The sequence below is a fragment of the Streptomyces sp. NPDC102437 genome (assembly GCF_044765565.1).
Lineage (GTDB): Bacteria > Actinomycetota > Actinomycetes > Streptomycetales > Streptomycetaceae > Streptomyces.
Map to the genome: position 1 here is coordinate 234,683 of NZ_JBIWKI010000003.1, position 20,905 is coordinate 255,587.

22 protein-coding genes and 3 pseudogenes are annotated in these 20,905 nt (G+C 66.3%); 19 read left to right on the forward strand and 6 right to left on the reverse strand.

Annotation, left to right across the window (positions count from 1 at the left end; all coding sequences use genetic code 11):
- Positions 1 to 43 precede the first annotated feature (43 nt).
- The 3 genes from ACIRJP_RS06080 to ACIRJP_RS06090 all read left to right on the forward strand — a co-directional run bounded on the left by ACIRJP_RS06080 (position 44) and on the right by ACIRJP_RS06090 (position 4,189).
- Positions 44 to 1,816: a glycoside hydrolase family 15 protein gene (locus ACIRJP_RS06080; protein WP_404168649.1), complete on the forward strand. Its 1,773-nt coding sequence runs from the start codon at positions 44 to 46 to the stop codon at positions 1,814 to 1,816.
- Between the two features lie 268 nt (positions 1,817 to 2,084).
- Positions 2,085 to 3,803, forward strand: a complete 1,719-nt coding sequence (gene ctaD / locus ACIRJP_RS06085; protein ID WP_404168652.1) for a cytochrome c oxidase subunit I — start codon at positions 2,085 to 2,087, stop codon at positions 3,801 to 3,803.
- A complete protein-coding gene (locus ACIRJP_RS06090; protein ID WP_404168655.1) occupies positions 3,800 to 4,189 on the forward strand; it encodes a cytochrome c oxidase subunit 4 in 390 nt (129 codons plus the stop codon). Before ctaD ends, ACIRJP_RS06090 begins: the two co-directional genes overlap by 4 nt.
- Before the next feature lie 147 nt (positions 4,190 to 4,336).
- On the opposite strand, the gene ACIRJP_RS06095 is transcribed toward ACIRJP_RS06090, so the two are convergent.
- Positions 4,337 to 5,860 carry a cytochrome bc complex cytochrome b subunit gene (locus tag ACIRJP_RS06095; protein WP_404168963.1) on the reverse strand — a complete coding sequence of 508 codons (1,524 nt, stop codon included), beginning with the start codon at positions 5,858 to 5,860 and terminating at the stop codon, positions 4,337 to 4,339.
- Between the two features lie 665 nt (positions 5,861 to 6,525).
- Here ACIRJP_RS06095 and ACIRJP_RS06100 point away from each other — a divergent pair.
- Both ACIRJP_RS06100 and ACIRJP_RS06105 read left to right on the forward strand, forming a co-directional pair.
- Positions 6,526 to 6,702: a hypothetical protein gene (locus ACIRJP_RS06100; protein WP_404168658.1), complete on the forward strand. Its 177-nt coding sequence runs from the start codon at positions 6,526 to 6,528 to the stop codon at positions 6,700 to 6,702.
- Between the two features lie 626 nt (positions 6,703 to 7,328).
- A complete protein-coding gene (locus ACIRJP_RS06105) occupies positions 7,329 to 8,420 on the forward strand; it encodes a glutamate--cysteine ligase (protein WP_404168661.1) in 1,092 nt (363 codons plus the stop codon).
- Between the two features lie 105 nt (positions 8,421 to 8,525).
- Here ACIRJP_RS06105 and ACIRJP_RS06110 read toward each other — a convergent pair whose 3' ends face one another.
- Together ACIRJP_RS06110 and ACIRJP_RS06115 are read right to left on the reverse strand one after the other, a co-directional pair.
- Positions 8,526 to 9,083, reverse strand: coding sequence for a hemerythrin domain-containing protein (locus ACIRJP_RS06110; RefSeq protein WP_404168966.1), 558 nt, complete (start codon positions 9,081 to 9,083; stop codon positions 8,526 to 8,528).
- A gap of 179 nt (positions 9,084 to 9,262) precedes the next feature.
- On the reverse strand, positions 9,263 to 9,589 hold the full coding sequence (locus ACIRJP_RS06115) for a plasmid stabilization protein (RefSeq protein ID WP_404168664.1): 327 nt from the start codon (positions 9,587 to 9,589) through the stop codon (positions 9,263 to 9,265).
- Positions 9,590 to 10,254: 665 nt separating this feature from the next.
- Here ACIRJP_RS06115 and ACIRJP_RS06120 point away from each other — a divergent pair.
- A pseudogene (locus ACIRJP_RS06120) lies at positions 10,255 to 11,266 on the forward strand (DNA topoisomerase IB).
- A 75-nt stretch (positions 11,267 to 11,341) separates the two neighbouring features.
- Here ACIRJP_RS06120 and ACIRJP_RS06125 read toward each other — a convergent pair.
- Positions 11,342 to 11,551 (reverse strand): hypothetical protein, encoded by a 210-nt coding sequence (locus ACIRJP_RS06125; RefSeq protein ID WP_404168667.1) that lies wholly within the window; start codon positions 11,549 to 11,551, stop codon positions 11,342 to 11,344.
- Between the two features lie 74 nt (positions 11,552 to 11,625).
- Here ACIRJP_RS06125 and ACIRJP_RS06130 point away from each other — a divergent pair.
- The 13 genes and pseudogenes from ACIRJP_RS06130 to ACIRJP_RS06190 all read left to right on the forward strand — a co-directional run.
- Positions 11,626 to 12,002 (forward strand): annotated as a pseudogene (locus tag ACIRJP_RS06130) (zinc-binding dehydrogenase); the annotation flags it as partial.
- A 209-nt stretch (positions 12,003 to 12,211) separates the two neighbouring features.
- Positions 12,212 to 12,655 carry a hypothetical protein gene (locus ACIRJP_RS06135; protein WP_404168670.1) on the forward strand — a complete coding sequence of 148 codons (444 nt, stop codon included), beginning with the start codon at positions 12,212 to 12,214 and terminating at the stop codon, positions 12,653 to 12,655.
- A 136-nt stretch (positions 12,656 to 12,791) separates the two neighbouring features.
- On the forward strand, positions 12,792 to 13,454 hold the full coding sequence (locus ACIRJP_RS06140) for a DUF6766 family protein (protein WP_404168673.1): 663 nt from the start codon (positions 12,792 to 12,794) through the stop codon (positions 13,452 to 13,454).
- Positions 13,455 to 13,625: 171 nt separating this feature from the next.
- Positions 13,626 to 13,881: pseudogene (locus ACIRJP_RS06145) on the forward strand (DUF6332 family protein).
- 394 nt (positions 13,882 to 14,275) lie between these two features.
- On the forward strand, positions 14,276 to 14,656 hold the full coding sequence (locus ACIRJP_RS06150; RefSeq protein WP_404168676.1) for a gas vesicle protein: 381 nt from the start codon (positions 14,276 to 14,278) through the stop codon (positions 14,654 to 14,656).
- A gap of 87 nt (positions 14,657 to 14,743) precedes the next feature.
- Positions 14,744 to 15,205, forward strand: a complete 462-nt coding sequence (locus ACIRJP_RS06155) for a gas vesicle structural protein GvpA (RefSeq protein ID WP_404168679.1) — start codon at positions 14,744 to 14,746, stop codon at positions 15,203 to 15,205.
- Between the two features lie 3 nt (positions 15,206 to 15,208).
- Entirely contained in the window at positions 15,209 to 15,922 is a 714-nt protein-coding gene (locus ACIRJP_RS06160) for a GvpL/GvpF family gas vesicle protein (protein ID WP_404168682.1), read from the forward strand.
- Between the two features lie 9 nt (positions 15,923 to 15,931).
- Positions 15,932 to 16,183 carry a gas vesicle protein GvpG gene (locus ACIRJP_RS06165; RefSeq protein ID WP_404168685.1) on the forward strand — a complete coding sequence of 84 codons (252 nt, stop codon included), beginning with the start codon at positions 15,932 to 15,934 and terminating at the stop codon, positions 16,181 to 16,183.
- An 85-nt stretch (positions 16,184 to 16,268) separates the two neighbouring features.
- Positions 16,269 to 16,703: a gas vesicle protein GvpJ gene (gvpJ, locus tag ACIRJP_RS06170; RefSeq protein WP_404168688.1), complete on the forward strand. Its 435-nt coding sequence runs from the start codon at positions 16,269 to 16,271 to the stop codon at positions 16,701 to 16,703.
- Positions 16,700 to 17,509, forward strand: a complete 810-nt coding sequence (locus ACIRJP_RS06175; RefSeq protein ID WP_404168691.1) for a GvpL/GvpF family gas vesicle protein — start codon at positions 16,700 to 16,702, stop codon at positions 17,507 to 17,509. The genes gvpJ and ACIRJP_RS06175 overlap by 4 nt, the downstream gene beginning before the upstream one ends.
- Positions 17,506 to 17,754, forward strand: coding sequence for a gas vesicle protein (locus ACIRJP_RS06180; protein WP_404168694.1), 249 nt, complete (start codon positions 17,506 to 17,508; stop codon positions 17,752 to 17,754). The genes ACIRJP_RS06175 and ACIRJP_RS06180 overlap by 4 nt, the downstream gene beginning before the upstream one ends.
- The gene (locus tag ACIRJP_RS06185) at positions 17,744 to 18,151 is read left to right on the forward strand and encodes a gas vesicle protein K (RefSeq protein ID WP_404168697.1); all 408 of its coding nucleotides are present in this window, start codon (positions 17,744 to 17,746) and stop codon (positions 18,149 to 18,151) included. Before ACIRJP_RS06180 ends, ACIRJP_RS06185 begins: the two co-directional genes overlap by 11 nt.
- A 5-nt stretch (positions 18,152 to 18,156) precedes the next feature.
- A complete protein-coding gene (locus tag ACIRJP_RS06190) occupies positions 18,157 to 18,342 on the forward strand; it encodes a CsbD family protein (protein WP_404168700.1) in 186 nt (61 codons plus the stop codon).
- 305 nt (positions 18,343 to 18,647) lie between these two features.
- Here ACIRJP_RS06190 and ACIRJP_RS06195 read toward each other — a convergent pair whose 3' ends face one another.
- Both ACIRJP_RS06195 and ACIRJP_RS06200 read right to left on the reverse strand, forming a co-directional pair.
- The gene (locus ACIRJP_RS06195) at positions 18,648 to 19,634 is read right to left on the reverse strand and encodes an SRPBCC family protein (protein WP_404168703.1); all 987 of its coding nucleotides are present in this window, start codon (positions 19,632 to 19,634) and stop codon (positions 18,648 to 18,650) included.
- Between the two features lie 6 nt (positions 19,635 to 19,640).
- Positions 19,641 to 20,516: a histone protein gene (locus ACIRJP_RS06200; RefSeq protein WP_404168706.1), complete on the reverse strand. Its 876-nt coding sequence runs from the start codon at positions 20,514 to 20,516 to the stop codon at positions 19,641 to 19,643.
- Between the last annotated feature and the right edge of the window lie 389 nt (positions 20,517 to 20,905).

Genomic DNA, 20,905 nt, shown 5'->3' on the forward strand with positions numbered 1-20,905 from the left:
TCCACGTCGGCACCGGTTGCCGGCCAGAACGAGGAGGCCCCATGTGAACCGCATCCGCCCGTCCCGGAGCAGTACACCCCAGCCCCATGCGCTGCGCGACTACGCCCTGATCGCCGACGGCGAGCGCGGGGCCCTTGTCGGCCCGCGCGGGGACATCTCCTGGCTGTGCGCGCCACGCTGGGATTCGGAAGCGGTGTTCGCGGCCCTCATCGGAGGCGCCGGCCACTACACGGTCACTCCGCGCGGTCGCTTCGTAAGAGGCGGCTACTACGAAGACGGCAGCCTCGTCTGGTGCAACCGGTGGATCACCGAAAGAGGCATCGTCGAGTGCCATGACGCTCTCGTGCTTCCCGGCGATCCGCACCGGGCTGTCCTGCTGCGCCGGATCGAGGCTGTGGACGGGACTGCCGAGGTCATGGTGGGTCTGGAACCGTGTGCGGGTTTCGGCACGGAGGCGGCCCGAGACGTCCGCCGGGACGCGGAGAAAGTCTGGACGGGGCGGTGCGGCACCTTGCGGTGGCGGTGGAGCGGGGCGCCGGAGGCGCAGCCCGTGCGCCGAACGCTTCGCACCACGGGCCTGGCCGCGGACCTCGTTCTGGATCCGGGAAGCTCCCGCGATCTGGTGCTGGAGATCTCCGACCAGCCGCTGGGCGATCCGGTGGTCGCGTCGCGGGCGTGGGCGGCGACCGAGAACGCATGGGCCGAGGCGGTCCCCGTACTCGCGTCGACGCTCGCGCCCGGGGACGCCCGCCAGGCCTGCGCCGTACTGCACGGTCTGACCAGTGCCGCGGGCGGGACGGTCGCCGCGGCCACGACGAGTCTGCCGGAGCGTGCCGAGGAGGGCCGCAACTACGACTACCGCTACGTCTGGATCCGTGACCAGTGCTACGTGGGGCAGGCCGCGGCGGCCTGCGGTGATCACGCACTGCTGGACAGTGCGGTGCGGTTCGTGACCGCCCGCCTGCACCAGGACGGTCCACGGCTTGCCCCCGCCTACACCGTGACGGGCGGCCCGGTTCCCGATCAGCGCACCTTGGGGCTGCCTGGCTATCCCGGCGGGTACGACCGGGTCGGCAACCTGGTCAGCAAGCAGTTCCAGCTCGACGCCTTCGGCGAAGTGCTGCTGCTCCTCTCCGCTGCCGACCGGCTCGGCCGGCTCGACACCGACGGCCGGCAGGCCGCCTGCGTCGCAGCCGACGCGATCGCCCGCCGCTGGCAAGACCCCGACGCCGGGATCTGGGAGCTGGAGAACCGCCCGTGGACCCACAGCCGCCTGATCTGCGCGGCCGGCCTGCGCTCGGGCGCAGGTATCGCTTCTGCCGGACGGGCCGCTTCCTGGGCCGCTCGCGCCGACCGGATCGTCGCCGCGGCCTCGGCCACCGACCTCCATCCCTCAGGACGCTGGCAACGTTCCCCGGGCGACCCGCGCGTCGACGCGGCGCTGCTGCTGCCACCACTGCGCGGGGCGCTGCCGGCTCAGGACCCGAGAACACGGGCGACTCTGCAGGCGTACCGGCAGGAACTGACCACCGATCACTACGCCTACCGGTTCCGGCACGACGAACGGCCGCTGGAGGAGGCGGAGGGCGCCTTCCTGCTCTGCGGCTACGTCATGGCCCTCGCCGAGCACCAGCAGCATCATCAGGAAGAAGCCCTGCGATGGTTCGAACGCAATCGCGCCGCCTGCGGGGCGGCGGGGCTCTTCGCCGAGGAGTACGACATCCGTCAACGACAGCTCCGCGGAAACCTCCCCCAGGCCTTCGTCCACGCGTTGTTCCTGGAGAGCGCCGCCCGGCTCGCGCAGCCTCCGCGTTGACAGGTTCGCCCGCTTGCGGAAGATCACATGACGGCGGGGCGTGTGCGTCAGAGGTCTGTCACCCGTTCGGCAGCGAATCCCCCACGGCCGGGCTTCGTTCATATCGGTGGAGAGCCTGTGTACCGGGTCTGTCGCCGGTCGCCCTCACCGTCGGCAAGCCCGGCCAGGCCCCTGCACAGGCGGGTTTTCGGCCGATCGGATGAGGCTGCCCAGCATGCGCGGTAGTGGATCCGGCCACTGCTGCCAATCGGAACGGCGGAGGCGCCCCATGTCACGGCTGGAACATCCACGGTGGGCGCTCCCGGAGGAGGCTGTGCGCGACAGCCCCCGGGTGCTCGCGGGGTCCCGGATCCGGGAGATCGTGACGACGACCGATCACAAGACGATCGGCAATATGTACCTTGTCACGTCGTTCGCCTTCTTCCTGTTCGCCGGGACGCTGGCGATGATCATGCGCGCGGAGTTGGCGCGGCCGGGTATGCAGATCCTGAGCCCGTTTCAGTACAACCAACTGTTCACCGTGCATGGCACGGTCATGATGCTGCTGTTCGCGACGCCGACCTTCGCCGGTTTCGCGAATGCCATCATGCCGCTGCAGATCGGTTCGCCCGACGTGGCGTTTCCCCGGCTCAACGCTCTGACCTACTGGCTGTTCCTCTTCGGCGGGCTGATCGTCGTCAGCGGTCTCCTCGTTCCCGGCGGTGCCGCCTCCTTCGGCTGGTTCGCCTACGCCCCTCTGAACAGTGCCATCCGCTCGCCCGGGGCCGGGGGTGACCTGTGGGCCATGGGGCTGGTCCTGAGCGGTATCAGTACCACTCTGGGATCCGTGAACTTCATCGCCACGATTCTCTGCCTGCGTGCCCCGGGGATGACGATGTTCCGCATGCCGATCTTCACCTGGAACATCCTCTTCACCTCGCTCCTGGCGTTGCTGGCGTTCCCCGTTCTGACGGCGGCCCTGCTGGCGCTGATGGCGGACCGCAAGTTCGGCGCGCACGTCTATGACCCCGCCAATGGTGGAGCGCTGCTCTGGCAGCATCTGTTCTGGTTCTTCGGGCATCCGGAGGTCTACATCGTCGCGTTGCCGTTCTTCGGTGTGGTGACCGAGATTCTTCCCGTGTTCAGCCGCAAACCCGTCTTCGGCTATGTAGGGATGGTGGGTGCCACCATTGCCATCACCATGCTCTCGGCCGCCGTCTGGGCCCACCACATGTTCGCCACGGGGGCCGTGCTGCTGCCCTTCTTCTCTCTCATGTCGTTCCTGATCGCGGTCCCGACCGGTGTGAAGTTCTTCAACTGGATCGGCACGATGTGGAGCGGAAGCCTCTCGTTCGAGACTCCGATGCTCTGGGCCCTGGGGTTTCTCGCCACTTTTCTGCTCGGCGGGCTGAGCGGCGTCCTCGTCGCCTCACCGCCCATGGACTTCCACCTCACCGACAGCTACTTCGTCGTCGCCCACCTGCACTACGTCCTGTTCGGCACGATCGTCTTCGCCATGTTCGGCGGCTTCTACTTCTGGTGGCCCAAGCTGACCGGCCGAATGCTCGACGAACGGCTCGGCAGAATTCACTTCTGGACACTCTTCATCGGATTCCAGATCACCTTCCTGGTCCAGCACTGGCTCGGCGAGATGGGAATGCCCCGCCGGTACGCGGACTACCTCGCAGCCGACGGCTTCACCGTTCTCAACTCCCTCTCCTCAGCGGGCTCCTTCCTGCTCGGACTCTCCACCCTGCCGTTCCTCTACAACGTCTGGAGGACCGCCAAGTACGCACCCGCTGTGACGGTGAACGACCCCTGGGGGTTCGGCCGTTCGCTCGAGTGGGCTACCTCCTGTCCCCCACCACGGCACAACTTCGAGGCCTTGCCACGGATCCGTTCCGACTCGCCGTCCTTCGACCTGAACCACCCGGAGGCGTACGGGCCGGGAGCGGCGGAGAGCAGCGGTGCGCCTACACCGGACACGCTCGAAGGGCGGAGCGGATGAAACCGGAAGCCCAACTCTTCGCAGGCGTAGCGGTGTTCTTCCTGGTGACCGATGTCGTCTATGCCTGTTTCGCGCGCGAACCCGCCGGCGTCGCTGCCCTGACCGTCTCATTCCTCATGTCGGCGCTCATCAGCTTCTTCTGCGGGACGAACCATCGCAGGAAGGGCTCGCGACCTGAGGACCACCGGGACTCGGAGATCCGGGAACGTTCCGGCGTCGTGGACTTCTTCCCCCCGCACAGCGTCTACCCGGCGGTCATCGCCGTGGGCGCGGCACTGATGGGCCTGGGCGTGGTCTACGCACTCTTCCTGTTCCTCATCGGCCTGGGGGTCGCCCTCGCCGGGGTGTTCGGCATGACGTTCCAGTTCGCCGGGCGGGAGGACTGAATGTGACGCAACGCGGCCTTTACGAGCCGACCCCTGCCGAACCGTGTCAGGCCCCTTCGTGAACCCAGGAGAGCCGGCACCTCTCGCGGGACGGTGCGTTTCCCGGACAGAGCGGCACTGCCGCACGGCGGGGAGACGAGCGTTTTTCTACCGCTTCTCCGGATCCCCCGCCAGGTCGTGGAGCTTTTCCTCGATCTGCGCGCGCTGTTCGGCGGTCGTCGGCATGTCGACCCGGTCGCGGTAGTACCAGCGGCTCAACAGCGAACGAACCCGTGCACCTCGTGTTGCTCTGCCGCTTGGCGGGGCGAGGGGGCGGGGAATGTCCCTCACGAGTGCACGGTAGCGCCGGGCGGGGTCGAGCGGTCGGTGGCCTTCGCTGATCGCACCGTAGACATTCTGCTCGACCTGGCCCGTTTCTGTTCCACTTCGCATGAGTTGACGCTCACGTGACTGCAAGGCGAGGCACACACGTTTGGTGACGAGGAAGGCGATCACCGGACCGGCAACCAACGCGATTCTGAGGATCCACGTCAGTACTTCCACGGAGACGCGGAAGACGAGGGCCGTGACGTCGTTGCCGCCCGCCAGCAGCAGTACCGCGTAGAAGACGACGGCCGCCACGCCCAGACCGGTGCGTGTGGGGCGGTCCCGCGGCCGGTCGCAGAGATGATGTTCCACTTCGTCGCCGGTGACCCACTTCTCGAAGAAGGGGTAGAGGTAGAGGACGAGGAAGAGCAGGCCGGGCAACAGCACCGCGGGGACAAGCACGTTCCACATGAGCGTGTGCCCTGCCACCTCGTTCTCCCAAGGGGGCATGAGCCGCAGCGCGCCTTCCAGGAATCCGACATACCAGTCGGGCTGTGAGTCGAGGGAGACTTGATCCGCCCGGTAAGGGCCGTAGCTCCAGACCGGGTTGATCTGGGCGGTGGCGCCGAGCCAGGCGGTGACACCGGCGACCATCAGGCTCAGCCCTGCAGACTTGGCGGCGAAGTGCGGAAACATCGGCTGTCCCACCGCGTTGCGATTGGTCTTGCCGGGCGCCGACCACTGAGTGTGTTTCAGGTAGACGACCATCACCAGGTGCAACAGCACCAGGCCGATGAGCAGAGCAGGAACGAACAGGACGTGGACGACGTAGAGGCGCGGAAGGATGGCATGGCCGGGAAACGACCCGCCCCACAGAAAATGGCTCAGGTACGTACCCACAACGGGGAGGGACATCACGATGGTGTTCGCCGTACGCATACCGGTCCCCGACAGCAGGTCGTCGGGCAGGGAGTAGCCGCAGAAACCCTCCAACAGAGCAAGGAGGAACAACGTCACGCCCACCATCCAGTTGACCTCCCTGGGCCGGCGGAACGCACCGGTGAAGAACACCCGGAGCATGTGCACGCCCAGGGCCGCGACGAAGATCAGGGCAGCCCAGTGATGCATCTGCCGGACCAGCAGCCCGCCTCGCACATCGAAGCTGATGTGCAGTGTGGTGGCGTACGCCTGTGAAACGGTCAAGCCGCGCAGGGGACCGTAGGAGCCGAGGTAGGGCCCTGATTTCATGCTGGGGTCGAAGAACAGCGCCAGAAAGCTGCCGGTCAGCACCAGGACGACCAGACTGTACAGGGCGAGTTCGCCAAGGAGGAACGACCAGTGGTCCGGGAACGCCTTTCGCATCATCCCCTGTGCAGCCTCTGAAAGAGGTGTTCTACGGTCGGCCGCGACAAACCCCGCCTGGGCGATCCGGTGTGTCCTCTCCTTGATCACGCGTCTGCGTCTGGGAAACAGAAGCACCGCTCGACTCCCTCTTCAGCTTGCGGCCGGCACACCGAGTAGCGCGACCACGACATACACCGCACCACTGCGACTATGGGGGGCTGTCTGGGACGGACTGCCGCATTACGCGGATCAGGGGCACGGCGCTCCCACGAGCGGCTGCCAAGGGGCTTCGCCGGACAGCGCAGCCGCGACGTCGGCGGCGGCGAGCGGGAGGAGCATGGGTCAGCGGGTGAGCACTCCCTCTCCCCCGAGCCGCTCACCAAGTCCACCGCCGCGCGGGGACGGCCCGCGGTGGGAGCCAGGACCTCACGGAGCTCCCGGATCGGCCAGGAGGCAGGCGGCCCAGCTGACGACGGTCTCGTCGACCCAGGTGCGCCAGGCGGTGTCGTCGGGATGTGGGTCGCATCCGGTGAGCCAGTCCAGTCGGCGGGATCCGCTGGGGGCGAGCAGCGGAGCAGTTGGACGTAGGGAGACGCTCGCGTCGTGGCAAAGCCGGAAAGTGGGAGCATTGAGAAGTGGGGGCGTCTCACGATGGGGCGCCGACGCACGTGAGGAGGGCTCGTCTCATGTCCGACCCCGAGTTCTACCGCCGTGACCGGCCGGAGGACACCAGTCTTCCCGAGGACCGGCCCCGTGGAGGCGGCCCCGAAGATCCATCACCCAGACACCGCACTCCGTGGGTGTGGATCATTGTAATCGTGATCATCCTGGTGGCGGTCGCCATCGTCGTACCGCTGATATAGATCGGGGCAAGGAGCCGCGCCGGTCACCAGTGTTCGTGCGACGTCGTCTCACCAGGTGACCTCTGCCGCCCGGCCGTGCGCCGGGCGGCGGTCATTCCTGACTCGAGCGAACAACGGCTCAGCAGAGGTACGTTGTCAACGCGAAGATGCTGGTGGACCTGACTGCCCAGACTCGGAACTGCCAGGCTGCGGCGGCCTCCGTCACGGCGGGAGTCCTGACCGGTTCCCTCTCCCGTCGGCGCCCCGAGCTGCGCCTTCGGCATCCGCGGCTGCGATGGCGCCCTCTTCACTGTGTCCGACATCTGACGACGGGCGCCCTGTCCAGCGTAATCACCAAAACCGATCCGCCAACCGGGTGTGCGACCGACCGCGGAGCCGGGGTAGCTCTCGGACTTGATCTACTGCACCACCGCCACTCTGAGTGACGGAACCCTTCTGGTCCACGCCGGGGCGGAACCGCCGGGCGGACCAGACTCTCCTGGGTCGGTTCGTTGCGGCGCTCTGGCTCTGCGGCGGCGGCCGAATACACCATGCAGCGTCCGACGCACCGTGCCTGGTCTCGCAGCAACCCGATACCGCGCGTTAACACATGACAAGCGTCTGAGGGCTGCTGCTGCGAGGATGTGATGGTGCGGACCGTTGGTGTGGAGGAGGAACTGCTGCTCGTCGACGCACACAGCGGCGAGCCTCGGGCGCTTTCGACGGCCGTGCTGGCCGTCGCGGAACGCCGCTCGGAGGGAGATTCGGCCTTCGAGCCGGAGCTCCACGATCAGCAACTCGAATTCGCCACCGAACCGCGCAGGGACATGCGTGAGCTCGCGGACGAGGTTCGCCGCTGGCGCGCCGAGGCAGCAGAGAGCGCCGCCCGGGCGGGGGCAGCTGTAGTGGCCCTTGCGACCTCTCCTCTGCCGGTCAGTCCTTCGGTCGGCCAGGGAGAGCGGTACAGATGGCTGGCTGACAGGTTCGGCCGGACCACGCAGGAACAGCTCACGTGCGGATGCCACGTACACGTCTCGGTGGTATCGGACGAGGAGGGCGTCGGTGTGCTGGACCGCGTGCGCACCTGGTTGCCAGTGCTACTGGCGCTGAGCTCCAACTCGCCTTTCTGGCAAGGTCGCGACACCACGTACAGCAGTTACCGGAGCAGAGTATGGGGGCGCTGGCCCTCGGCCGGACCGGTCGAGATCTTCGGCTCCGCGGAGCGTTACCACGAAGAGGTCCAGGCACTCATCCAAACGGGAGTCCTGCGGGACAAAGGGATGATCTACTTCGACGCGCGGCTGTCGCACAGGTACCCCACGGTCGAGATCCGGGTGGCGGACGTCTGCCTGGACCCGGCCGACACCGTCCTGCTTGCCACGCTCGTCCGCGGCCTCGTCGAGACCGCGGCACGCGAATGGCGCGCCGGCGATCCGCCGGACCCGGCGGGAGCGAGTGTCCTGCGTATGGCTGCCTGGCAGGCCGGCAGGTCGGGACTGGAAGGACAACTGCTCCACCCTCGCACCATGCGCCCCGAACCCGCGGCCGATGTCATCGCGGCCCTGCTCAGGCACGTTCGAGGTGCCCTGGAAGACAGCCACGATTTCGCTTCGGCTGAGCAAGCACTCATGGACGTACTGGAACGGGGGACCGGGGCACGGACCCAACGGGAACTACTCGCTCGCACCGGCAGTCTCCGTGACGCAGTGGCCGAGTGCGTGTCCAGGACACTTGGCTGAACCTCGGTGCCAGGGCACCGTGAGCGGTGGGATGAGTCGCGGTTGTCCGATCGGTGCCTTGAGGCCGGAATGGGTTCTGCCCGACAGGTGTGGTGGCAGAGCCAGTCATTCGCCGCGACCGGTGATGAAGTCGCGTACACGGTCTACCAGTCCCAGCCCAGGAGAAAGGATCTTGCCGACCAGTGCGGAGCTCGGGATGCCGGGGTGCGGACGAGTGGGAGCCGTCTCCTTGGCCGTTCGGACCTCTTGCCCCAGAAGATCCAGAAGCTCTGGACCACAGGCCGCGCGAAGCTGAATGAACAGATTGTCTTCCTCGTCCCTGACATGTGCACGGACCTCGGTGCGGAGCTTGACGAACAGGTGGATAAGCTCGGGATCGTCCGCACTCATCCCCTCCAAGTCTTTCAGCAGCCGCTCGACGCGGACGTGATCGGCAGTCTCCTTTTCGACCAGCGCATCGCCGCCCGGGACGTGCTCTCGCACAGCCGGGTACAGATGCCGCTCCTCTGCGACTGCGTGCCGTACGAGCTCCATGGTCAGTTGGTCCAGCAGCCGTCTGCGTTCCGGGCCCCGTGCCGGAACGGCTTCGATCCGGTCGAACAGTTCGTCCGCCTCACGGTGGTCGGCCATCAACTCCTCGACGACATCGCCGCTATCCCGCATGATGCATACCGCCTTCGGGTCCAGGTTGCGCGGCCGGAACGGACACGCGGAAGAATGAAACGCGTCCACAGCCGTGCAACAGACATCCCACGCAGCGGCTCTGCTGGACATGTCCGCAGCCCCGCCGTTGCTTCGTCCCCTGGCCGCCGGCCCGGAACGTTTTTCGCCGAGCCGCCCTGTCAATGACCGAGTGCCTTGCGCAACTCCTCTTTGTTCATCGTCGAGCGGCCCTCGACGTGCTTCTTCTTCGCCTCCTCGTACAACTGGTCCTTGGTGGGCCCCTGAGCTCCGCGATGGGACCGCTCTCCGCCACGCTGTGAGGCGGATTTCGGATCGCGCGTCGAGGTCTTGCTGGCTGTTTTGGCCTCCCCGGACCGGGCCCGCTCCTTGTTGACCGTGCGCGCGGCAAGCTCCTTCGCACGCTCCTCGGAAGCACCGCGCTTCTCCGCACTCTCCTTGATGTGCTCGTACTGCCTCTCCCGCTTACGACTCGAACCTGCAGGCATCAAATGCTCCTTCTCTCATGTCCGACTCCGGGCACGGAAGTCCGCGAGGGACTCCCACGCCGGGCGTGCTGACCCTCACCGGGCCGCCGCGTCCACTCCACCCATACGCCCCCCACGCCACCCACGCCACCCGGGACAGCCCGGCGACCCGTATGGGGGCACTCGCCCGGTGGTAGCGGTGGGGCCGCTGGCGGCGGTCGGGCGTGGCAGGCAGGCCGGGCCCGTCGCTCACCGCCGCGGGGGTGTTCGGCGAGTCCCGCCAACTCGGCTGCCGTGGAACGGATCTGGGAGACGAGTGCTGGGGGCACCATCGATGCCTGGCCGGAGGTGGAGCCCCGCTCCCGTCAGCGTGCTGTGCGGGTTGGGGACGAGTGCTCGCCTCTCGTCTCGTGTGTCTCAGCACGGAGAGCAGGCGCGGAAAAAAGCGGTGCGGCGGGTGTTTGTGTGGAACCAGAATCGGTGTCCCGCGTCTCATGGACGCCGAACTGCCGGCGGGATCACTCCCCTGGCAAGCGTTCGTTGCCTCGCGCTCTGGTGCTGATCACACTCCGCCACCCTCGGTCGGCTTCGCGTCCTTGAAATGCCCGTGACACATTCCGTCGAGCGAGCCGTCCCCAGCTGAGGCAGGCGGTCAGGGATGGAGGCACGCTTCGAGTATGGGTGAGATGCGGCTGAGGACGAGTGACGCCGACGGGCCTGGTATCAGACGTGTCCGTTCGGGCCGCGGATTTCGCTACCAGGATGCCTCGGGGCACCGCATCGGCGACCCCGAGGAGAAGGACCGACTGCGGCGGCTCGCCATTCCCCCGGCGTGGCGGGACGTCTGGATCTGTCCTTGGCCCAACGGGCACCTCCAAGCCACCGGTACCGACTCCGCAGGCAGGCGCCAGTACCTGTACCGCCCGAGGTTCCGCGAACAGCAGGAGGCCGCGAAGCACGACCACGTCCTTGAGGTCGCCGCCGCGCTGCCCGAAATGCGCGCGCACGTCGCGGAGGACCTCGATGGGCGCGGATTGACCCGCGGGCGCGTCCTGGCCTGCGCCGTCCGCATGATTGACCTGGGATTCTTCCGCGTCGCAAACGAGGCGTACCGGCGGGACAACGGGGCATACGGACTGACCACCCTCTCAAGGAGCACGCCGTCTGCCGGAGCGGCGAGGTGTGCCTCACCTACCCGGGGAAGTGCTCGAAGACGCAGACGCGCGCGTTCGTCGACCCTCCCGCCTGTACAGTGCTGCGCTCTTTGCTGCGCCGCCGCGGCGGCGGTGAGCGGCTGTTCGCCTACTGGGAGGGCCGGGCCTGGCACGGGGTACACGCCGAGGAGCTCAACGACTACTTGCGTGCCCGCGCGGGAGCGGACATCACGGCGAAGGACTTCCGGACCTGGCACGCCACCGTCCTCGCGGCGGTCGCCCTCGCAGTGTCGGCAGAGGTGGCCGATGAGTCGAAGACCGCACGCAAACGCGCCGTCGTCCGCGCTGTCCGCGAGGTCAGCGAGTACCTCGGCAACACGCCCGCGGTATGCCGGGCCTCGTACATCAACCCAAGGGTCATCGAACTCTTCGAGGAAGGCCACACGGTCGCCATCGCGCTCAGCAGACTGGGCGACGGCGCTGCCCTGGGCCGGCCGGCACGCAGGGAGCCGTTGAGGAGGCGGTCCTGCGGCTGTTGACCTGAGATGGCAGCACCGCACGGGCCCCTGCCGGGGGCCGAAGCGCCGCAGCCAGTCGTGGCTGCAGGACGGCAGCGTCATCACGCTGCTTCGTACCGGTGCGCCCGCCCCCCGCGCCATTCGATCCAGTGGGGGTCGTCGACAAGTTCCCACGCGTCGTCGAGCCCGGCACGCCTCAGGAATTCGACGAGGTCGCTGTCGTTATGGGCCAGCCCGACGACCTTGCCTTCGATAGCGACTCTTCGTCCGCCAGAACGGGAGAGGCCATGGACAATTATCGGCGCCTTCATCTCTCCAGGGTGCGACGGGATGCTGCTCACAGCACCCCGCGTTCCATGTCTGACGACGTCTTCCGACGGTGTAGCCGTGGCAGAGGCCGGCCAAGCCGACGAATGATCGGTCGACGCTGCTGCCCACTGCCTGGCAGGCGGTCGCCTACGCGGACGTGCCGCCCGGAGGCAGCGTCACGGTCCTGGGCCCTGGACCCATCGGCGACATGGCAACCAGGGTCGCCCAGCACCGTGGTGCCGGGCTTGTGATCGGTGTTGATCTTGTGCCTGAGCGGCTGGTCAGGTCCACCGGGCGCGGGGTTCAGGTGTTCGACGTGAGCCAATACGGACAGACTCTGCCCGATGCCCTCGGGACCTCACCCACGGACGGGGCAGTGATGCCGTCATCGACGCCGTGGGCATGGAAGCCCATGGCGCGCCTCTCGCGAAGGCAGCTCAGCGGGCGACCGCGGGGGTGAACTGCGTGCCATTGGAGTGTGCTCTTCCGGCTTTGCGTCGAGCCGCGACCTGCGCCGGGCAGGCCGCTCACATCATGAGTGTTCGGCCTGGCGGGAGCAGGCAGGCCAGGAAGCAGAGAGAACACAGAATGGCTGGCGCACGAGAAGAGACGACCTCAGAGGCCTGGCACACGGGCGGGGACTCGCCGAGGTCCTGTGCGCCATGACGGAGCAAGGGGCCCAGGGCCGTGGGTTGGCGAGGACCACCGCCTGGCGCACACTGCTGGTCGTTCCTGTCCTCGGTGTGGTACTCGGCGGGTGCGGCGGCTCCGGCGAGCGCGGCTCGGACGCGTCTGCTGCCGCGGCGGGATTCGAGCGGGCCATCGGCACCGGGGATACGACAGCCGTATGTGCGGCTCTGGCACCGGATACCCGCAGCGAGGTGGAGGAGTCCGGGAAGGGAGCGTGTCCCGACGCGATCCCCGAGGCAGAGCTGCCCGTCGGCGGATCCGTTCTGACAGTCGATGTCTACGGTCGGCAAGCACGGGTCGTCCTCGCGGCGGACACGCTGTTCCTCTCGCAGTTCGCCGACGGCTGGAAGATCGTCGCCGCCGGGTGCCGGGTCCTGACCGGCCGCCCGTACCAATGCTCCATCAAGGGTGGGTGAGACGTGTGCGGGTCATGTTCACACTGCTGCTGGGCGGGGTACTGACGGGTCTTGCCTATTTCATCGCGATCGGGTTGATGCACCGGTGAGGCCACGCGGAGTTGCAGGTCAGGAGAGGGCCGGAGTTCTTCGCTTCTTGCGTGACAACGGACTGAGTCTGGGCTTCGGAACCGCCTTCCTGCTCGCTCTCGCGGGGCAGGCGATCGCCGGGCATGCGGAGTTCAACGATCAGCTCGCGACCGACGGCCTCGCGCGGATCGGGTTCGGCGCCTATCTGATGTCCTCGGACTTCGCCGTCGATGTGACGGAGAACTGGCAGTCGGAGTACCTGCAGTTCTTCCTCTACATCGTCGCGACGGTCTGGCTGCTGCAACGCGGTTCGCCCGAGTCCAAGAAACTGGACAGAGCCGGCACCGAATCGGACCGGGAACAGCGGATGGGTAAACACGCCCGCGAAGACTCCCCACGCTGGGCCGGCATCGGCGGAGCCCGCCAAGCGCTGTTCAGCCGCTCCCTCGGCCTGGTCATGGCCGGACTGTTCCTGCTGTCATGGCTGGCGCAGTCCATCGCGGGCGCCAGCGCCTACAACGAACAGCAGCTGCGCTCGCTCCAGGCCCCCATCAGCTGGGGAAACTACCTCTCATCCGCCGACTTCTGGGGCCGCAGCCTGCAGAACTGGCAGTCCGAACTCCTGGCAGTCGCCTGCATGGCCACCTTCTCCGTATACCTGCGCCAGCGCGGATCCCCGGAATCCAAACCCGTAGGAACCCCTCACGGAACAACGGGAGTCGAGGGATGACACGCCCTCCCCAACGACGAACCGGACGGTACCGGTCCGGCCAACCCGCCAACGAGATAGGACCGCTTGAGAACTCATCTCAATTGGTCAGTGCGCTGCGCTTCGACGAGTGAGGGCCAGGTGCTTTTCGGTCCAGGCGCGATGGCTTGATCGTGATGTGAGACTTGCAGCATGGATCTGGAGCGTGAGTCGCGGTGGGAAAAGGACGCAATGACGGTGGAGATCGTTTTTGCTCTGGTGACTGCAGTCGTGCTGGCTGCGGCGGTCTTTGGCAGTCGCTCTGGCTCTCACACTGGCTCTTGGCGTCTCTGGTCCAGCGGGGAAGGGCACGTTGGTGGGGGGTGCGCTGCTCGGAGCGGCAGCCGGGGTGCGGCGTCTGGTACGGGTGCTGTGTCGGTTCGACGCACAGCGCTGTAGAGGTCACTGACTGCGGGCCTCCTCCCGGTCGATAGCCTGCCGGCGTGGGGACTGTCCAGGGGCTGGTGCCGGATGAGATGTGGGAGTTGTTCCAGAGTGGTGCGCCGAAGGCACCCTCGCGCCTCAGGGTGACGGTCTGCGTCGGCGTGGCGACCGTGGGGTGCTGGCGGCGATCGTGTTCGTGGATGCACGTGGCAGCAGCCGTCCGCCGCGTCGTTCGGGCCGTCCGGGGATCAGCGATGACCTGCACGTTCATCTCGTGCCGCTTGGCCTTCCCGGAGTGGTAGGGGCGGTCGGGGGGCCCGGAACCGAGAAGGGTCAGCGCATGCCGACTACGATGGAATGGCGTCATGTGAATATGGCGTGGGTCAGTAATGTCGTCTCCGAAATCCCGGAGAGGGAACATGGCCGTAGACGAAGAGGGCGAGACAGAGAGTGTCCGGCGCCCGTCCAGCAGGAAGACCGCCGGGAAAAGCAACACGGGTCGGGCCGAAAACCGTACGAGCGCGACGAAGCGCGCGCCCCGTCGGACTTCGGCACCGCGGGCCATGCGGTACGCGGCTGAGCAGCTCCAGGAGCTTCTGGGACGAGCTCCCGAATCTGTCTCGGCGCTGAAACCGACTGATGACGGCTGGCAGGCGGACGTAGAAGTCCTGGAGCTGGAACGTGTTCCCGGCACGACAAGCGTGATGGCCAGCTACCGGGTGCTGTTGGACAAGGGTGGCGAACTGGTGTCGTACGAACGCACACGGCGCTACACCCGAGGGCAGATCGACCGGGGCTGAGGCCCGATATGACGCGCCGATGCGCCGTTTGTCGCCCGCACGAGAAGGTCGCGCCGGAATCGGAGCGAGCCGTTGAAAGGGGGCACCATGACTGTGGTGCCGCAAGCCGGAGGAGCCATTGCCAGGGGCGGTGGAGGAGGTTCCGCCAATCTTTACGACATCCTCGATCTGATCCTGGACCGCGGTCTGGTCATCGATGTCTTTGTACGTGTCTCGCTGGTGGGCATCGAGATCCTCAAGATCGATGCCCGCATAGTCGTGGCGAGCGTGGACACCTATCTCCGCTTCGCGGAGGCCTGCAACCGCCTCGACCTGGAGCAGGGCCGCAAGGCCCCCTCCAAGCTGACCGACCTGGTGGGCGAGGTCACCGAGGGCGGAGCACACGGCAAGACCAAGGGCGCCCTGGCCGGGGCCGCCGAAATGCTGACCGATGCCCTCAAGGGAGGCGATGACGACGAGACCGAGCATTCCGGAAGGAGCCGCAAGGAGCCCGAGGAGAGGCGGGAGCGGCCGCGGCGTCGGCCCGCCGCCCGGCGCCGCGAGGAGTGAGCCATGGCCGTATACGTCTACTCCATCGTCCTGACCAGCCATCCGCAGCGCCTGAACGGCCTCGAGGGAGTGGGGGAACCACCGGCAGCACTGCGGACCGTGCATACCGGGAAACTGTCCGCTGTCATCAGCGACGCGCCCGAGGAGCTGAGGCCCAAGCGTCGGGACCTCGGCGCGCACCAGGCTGTCCAGGAGAGGCTGATGGCCGACGGTACGGTTCTGCCGCTGCAGTTCGGTTTCACCGCCCCGGACGACGATGCGGTGCGAGCGGTTCTGGAGCACCGTGCGGATGAGTTCAGCGAACGCCTGCGAGCGCTGGACGGCTGCGTCGAATACCACCTGAAGGCTGCCCAGGACGAGGATGCCCTGCTGCGCCGGATCCTTCAGGAGTCCGATGAAGCCCGCGAGCTCAACGAGGCGATCAGGAGTGGCAGCAGCAGCCCGGACCTTCCCCTGGCCCTCGGCGAACTGGTCTCTCAGGAAGTGCAGGCGCGGCAGGATCAACTCGCGGCAGGCATTGTCGATGCGCTGCGCGGATTCGCGCGGGAGGAACGCTCGTCGCAGGCGACCGGGAACGACTTCCTGAATGTGTCCTTCCTCGTGGCGCGGGACAACGAGCAGAGCTTCCTCGGCGAAGAGCAGGGTCTGGCCAAGGAACTGGGCGAGGACTTCGACCTCCGGCTGCTCGGACCGCTACCCACCTACAGCTTTGTCTAGGGAGCGTTCATGGGACTGCTGACTCAACTCGCGACCCTTCCACTGGCTCCGGTCCGCGGCGTGACCTGGGTGATGGAGCGCGTGGTCGAGGCCGCGGAGAACGAGTACTACGATCCAGCGCCCGTCGAACGGGAACTCGCCCAACTGGAGCGACAGCTCGTGGCCGGGGAAATCGACGAGGAGACATTCGACCGGCGTGAGGACGCGCTGCTGGACCGGCTGGACGAGATCAGGAGGCATTTCCAGGGCGCCTCCACCTGATCACCCGCAATCCGCGGAACGAAAGAGCACGGTCATGCGGCGCCGTTGATGTGTCGTGATACCAGGGAATCGAGGTGCAGGGTCCGTGTCCGAACCCGTCGCCAGGAGACTGGGCGATCTTCCGTCCAGGTCCGCTCCGTACGGCCAAGGCTCCTCAGCCAATCTCGCCGACATCTTGGAACGGGTCCTGGACAAAGGCATCGTCATCGCCGGCGACATCCAGATCAACCTCCTGGATATCGAACTGCTCACGATCAAGCTGCGCCTGCTCATCGCTTCGGTGGACAAGGCGAAGGAAATGGGCATCGACTGGTGGGAACACGACCCGGCACTGTCCTCCGGCGCCAACGACGGCTACCGGTCACTCGCCGAGGAGAACAAACGGCTGCATGCCGAGATCGCCGCCCTGCACGAGGACCGTGAGCTGCCACCGGCCGAGGAGAGAAAACGTCCCTCGACCCCCCGCCGCACCAAGCGGGCAGATTCCAGAGCCCGCGGCGAAGGGCGGGACGAGCCGTGACCAGGACCCTCACCTACGCGTACGCCGTCGCACGGGACGCCGACGGAACCTTGGCAAAAGCGCTCTCCGAGCTCCATGGAGTGTCGGATGCGCCAGTGCATCTGGTGCGTGCACCCGAGGGCCGCGATGTGGTGGTCGCCGTGAGCCCGGTACCCGAGCGGGACTTCCAGGAAGCCGCACTGCGAGTCCATCTCGAGGACTTGGAGTGGCTGGAGTCCGTCGCCCGCTCCCACCACCACGTGATCGAGGCACTGGCCGCCCGCACCACCGTCCTGCCGCTCCGTCTGGCGACGGTGTACCTGGACGACGAACGCGTACGAGTCATGCTCTGTTCCCACCACGAGGCGTTTGACCGTCGGCTGACCGACCTGGCGGCGCAGGTGGAGTGGGGTATCAAGCTCTACGTCGAAACGGCCGCGTCGACCGAGATCCCTGAGGAGGGGCCCTCGCAGACGGGCCTTGGTCCCGGGCGGGCGTACCTCAGCCATCGCAGGGCACAGAGACACGCTCGCGAAGACACCTACCGGGACGCCGAACGGGCAGCCGCGCGGGTCGAGACCGCCGCCCGCAGCCGTGCGGTTGATCGCGTGCAGCACCGGCCGCAGCAAGGCGAACTCGCCCGCGGGCCGGGGGTGAACGTCGTCAACGACGCCTACCTTGTGCCGTTGAGTCAGACTGAAGAATTTCGCGCCGACGTAGTGAGGGCGGCAGATGGAATTCCCGGAGTGCGTATCGAAGTCACCGGGCCGTGGCCTCCGTACTCCTTCGCCGCCGAGATCGAACCGTTGAAGGGGGCCACTTCATGAGGGCGGTGGGCAGTCTTCCAGCCACGTCGCGGGAGCCGCTGCCGGAACGACAGATCGCACTGATCGACCTGCTGGACCGGTTGCTCAGCGGAGGCGTGGTCCTCACCGGCGATGTCGTACTTTCCATCGCGGATATCGACCTCGTGCGCATATCGCTGCGTGCCGTGATCGGCTCCATCACTGAGCAGTACCCCTCCCCGTGGAGTGCAGTCTCAGCACACGTGGGAGAGGACCATGACGGCTGAGGAACATGCACCTCGTGATCGCCTCGACGAGGTTGCCGACGCCGCCGTCCGCGCCTTTCGCATGCTGCCCGCGATGCCACAGGACGCCCCGCCCCGGGACAGGGCGGAAGCGCGAAGGCCGGCCCGCCGGGTCACCACGGACCCCGACACGGTGGAACGGGACTTGATGAAGCTCGTCCTCACCCTCGTCGAACTGCTGCGACAACTCATGGAACGCCAAGCGCTTCACCGGGTCGACGCAGGAGATCTCACCGAGGAACAGGAGGAACGTCTGGGAGCAACTCTGATGATTCTACACAGTCGTATGATTGAACTCTGCACCCGATACGATCTTTCTATGGAAGATCTCAATCTGGATCTCGGGCCCCTCGGGCCTCTGCTACCACCAGCCGAATAACTCCCATGGAGCACAAAATGGGCCTCGGAAAGAAAGCCAAGAACATCGGAAAAATAGCAGAGGGGAAGACCAAGGAAGCGGCCGGGAAGGCCGTAGGAAATGAAAGCCTGGAAGCAAAGGGAAGGGCACAGAAGACGAAGGGGCAGGTGAAGCAGGTGATCGAGAAGGGCAAGGACACCTTCAAGCACTGACGGATGCCAAGCGCATCAAGAGCCAGACGCCGGCCTGCCGCACTCGGAAATGCGGCAGGCCCCGCCTGGTGCGGTCAGTGAACTGGTAGGGGGCCGGCCGCCGTTGCCGATACATGCGGCCCGCGCTGGCGTTCTCTGTGACGCTGCGTTTCACAACGGTGGCGAGTCGAGGCCTGTGGCAGGAAGAGCGATATCTTTCCCCGGCCTCCGTCGGGTCGACCCACAGGCCGACCAGCGTGTCCAGCGACTGCAGCGCTCCACACCTGTGACCGCCCGGCACGGCCCCGTCCGGGACCCTCGCTTCCTCATCGTCGCCTTACCCTTCGGCGCCCTCTCTGCACGTCTCCATCCTCGTCCTCCTCGCCTTCGCGGTCGTACTCGTCTTCCTCGCCGTCGTGCTCGCCGTCGTGCTCGTCGTCGCGGTCGTACTCGTCGTCCGCGCCGTCATATTCTTCGTGAGCCCCTTCTTCTTCAAGAGCCCCTTCTTCTTCAAGAGCCTCTTCGTGGGTCTGCACGACCTCGCCGTCGCGGATTTCTCCTCGCCAGCCCTCGGGCTCTTCGTCGGTGAGAGTGACGTGGCGCTGGAAGTGCTTGAGGTCCAGCCGAAGTCGCCGCCCCTGAGCACGCCAGAGATTTCCAGTCTTCTCGAAAAGACCCGATGCGTAGTATTCAACGACCAGAACAATTCTGGTCAATCCGGGCGCCAGTTCATGGAAACTCACCGCACCGCGCGTCGACCCTTTTGCTCCCTCGGATGTCCAGACGATGCGTTCGTCCGGTACCTGTTCCTGCACAGTCGCTTTCCAGCCCCGAGTCGACGGGCCGACCTTGGCTTTCCAGTCGCTGGTCCTCTCACCGGTCCGAGAAACATCCCGTACGCCCTTGGTGAAGCTGCTGAACTTCTCGTACTGCGTCCAGTGGTCGTAGGCGGTACGCAACGGCACACCGACATCGATGACCTCGATGATATTGGTGACCTTCTTATCTCCTGACTTGCGCCCCTTACCGCCGCCGAGGGCTCCCTTCGCCTTCCCTATGACGTTGTCCTTGACGTTCTGTGCCGCCCCGGAGAGCATGCCTTTGAGCGGGGAGTCGCCTCCCAGGAGGTTCGCTCCGACCTTGGAGAGCGATCCGCCGTTCTCGGCGACGTCGGTGAGCTGGTCCGTCGCGTCGATCAGTTTGTCGCCGGCTCTTTCTGCCAGGTCCCCCACCCGGGCCGTCAGGTAGTCACCGAGTTCTTCACGCAGCCGATCAAGTCCCGAGTACGCGTTGCCTTGCTCCGTTTTTGACATGATCCGCTACCTCCGACGCTCGACGCCCGATGACGCCTTCTTGGCCCTCTTCCTGGTGGTCTTCTTCGCAGCGGGCGCAGCTTTCCTTGCCGCAGCTCTCTTCCTCGCAGGCGCCTTCTTGGCCGTTTCTTTGGGCGTTCCGGTTTTCTTTGCCGCCGCCTTTTTCGCAGTAGACTTTTTGGCAGTGGCTTTCTTGGCTGCAGTTTTCTTTTGTGGCGCAGATTTCTTCGCAGCAGCCCTCTGGGAGGTCGCTTCTTTCTTGGCGGTCTTCTTGGGAGCCGACTTTCTTGCATCCTTCTTGGCAGGGGCCTTTGCCGCTTCACCTTGACCAGCGGCCGACTTGCGCCTCCGTGGCGGAGGCTTTTCAGCAACGTGGGGAGCACGACGTCGGGCCCGCTCTTTGCGCTCTTCCTCCGGCTCCGCGTTCTCGGGCTCTTCCTCTTCCCCTTCATATTCCTCTTCAGGCTCGGTCTCGTCTTCCTCCTCGTAATCTTCTTCGGGCTCCTCCTCCCCCTCGTCGTACTGGGGCCCTTCTTCCTCTTCCTCCTCCTCATCCGGTTCTCCCCCACGACTCTCAAGCTGGAGGGTGCGTTCATGGAGTGAATCAGCAAGTGTCGTCATCCGACGGTTGAAGGCTGCCGCGACAGCCTCCCGGCCGGCGTCCTTGACCTCCCCTCGCAGCTGCTCGCCCAATTCCGCGACTTGAGGAATCTCCCCTAGCTTGCGCATACCTTGTGTCACGAGCTTTCGCGGTTCGAGTCCGAATTGACGTCCAGCAATGTACGACGCGGCTGTGAGGGCGAGTCGGCCTTTCTTCGTGCGGCCCAGCAAATAGCCGCCGGCCAAGGCAGCGGCAAGCAGAATCCTGTTTCCATCGTTCACGGGTACGTCACCTTTTCGTGGGGGTCTACAGCCGTGGGCGTCTGCTCAGCAGGACGCCACTCACCGGCACAGCCCTGCCATACCTCCAGAGTGATCGGTGTCCTCGTCCACGCATCCCGAGCAGGCCGACAATGCTCCGTTGGCGCGAAAGGCCCAGGGGAGCGAGTTCCTGGATGCCAGGGGAGCTCGTTGTGCACGGCCCGTCATACGGGTTCACACTCCGTCGGTGGCCGGGGTGGGACGCCGCAGACCGGCTGCCTCGAACCTGCATCGGGGCTGTCACACCAGGCCAAGCGCGGCCACTACGGCGCGCACACCTACCGCCGCACCGACCGCGAGGGTTCCTTCCACACTCTCTGGGGCGGCGACCGGTCGGAGGTCCTCGCGGG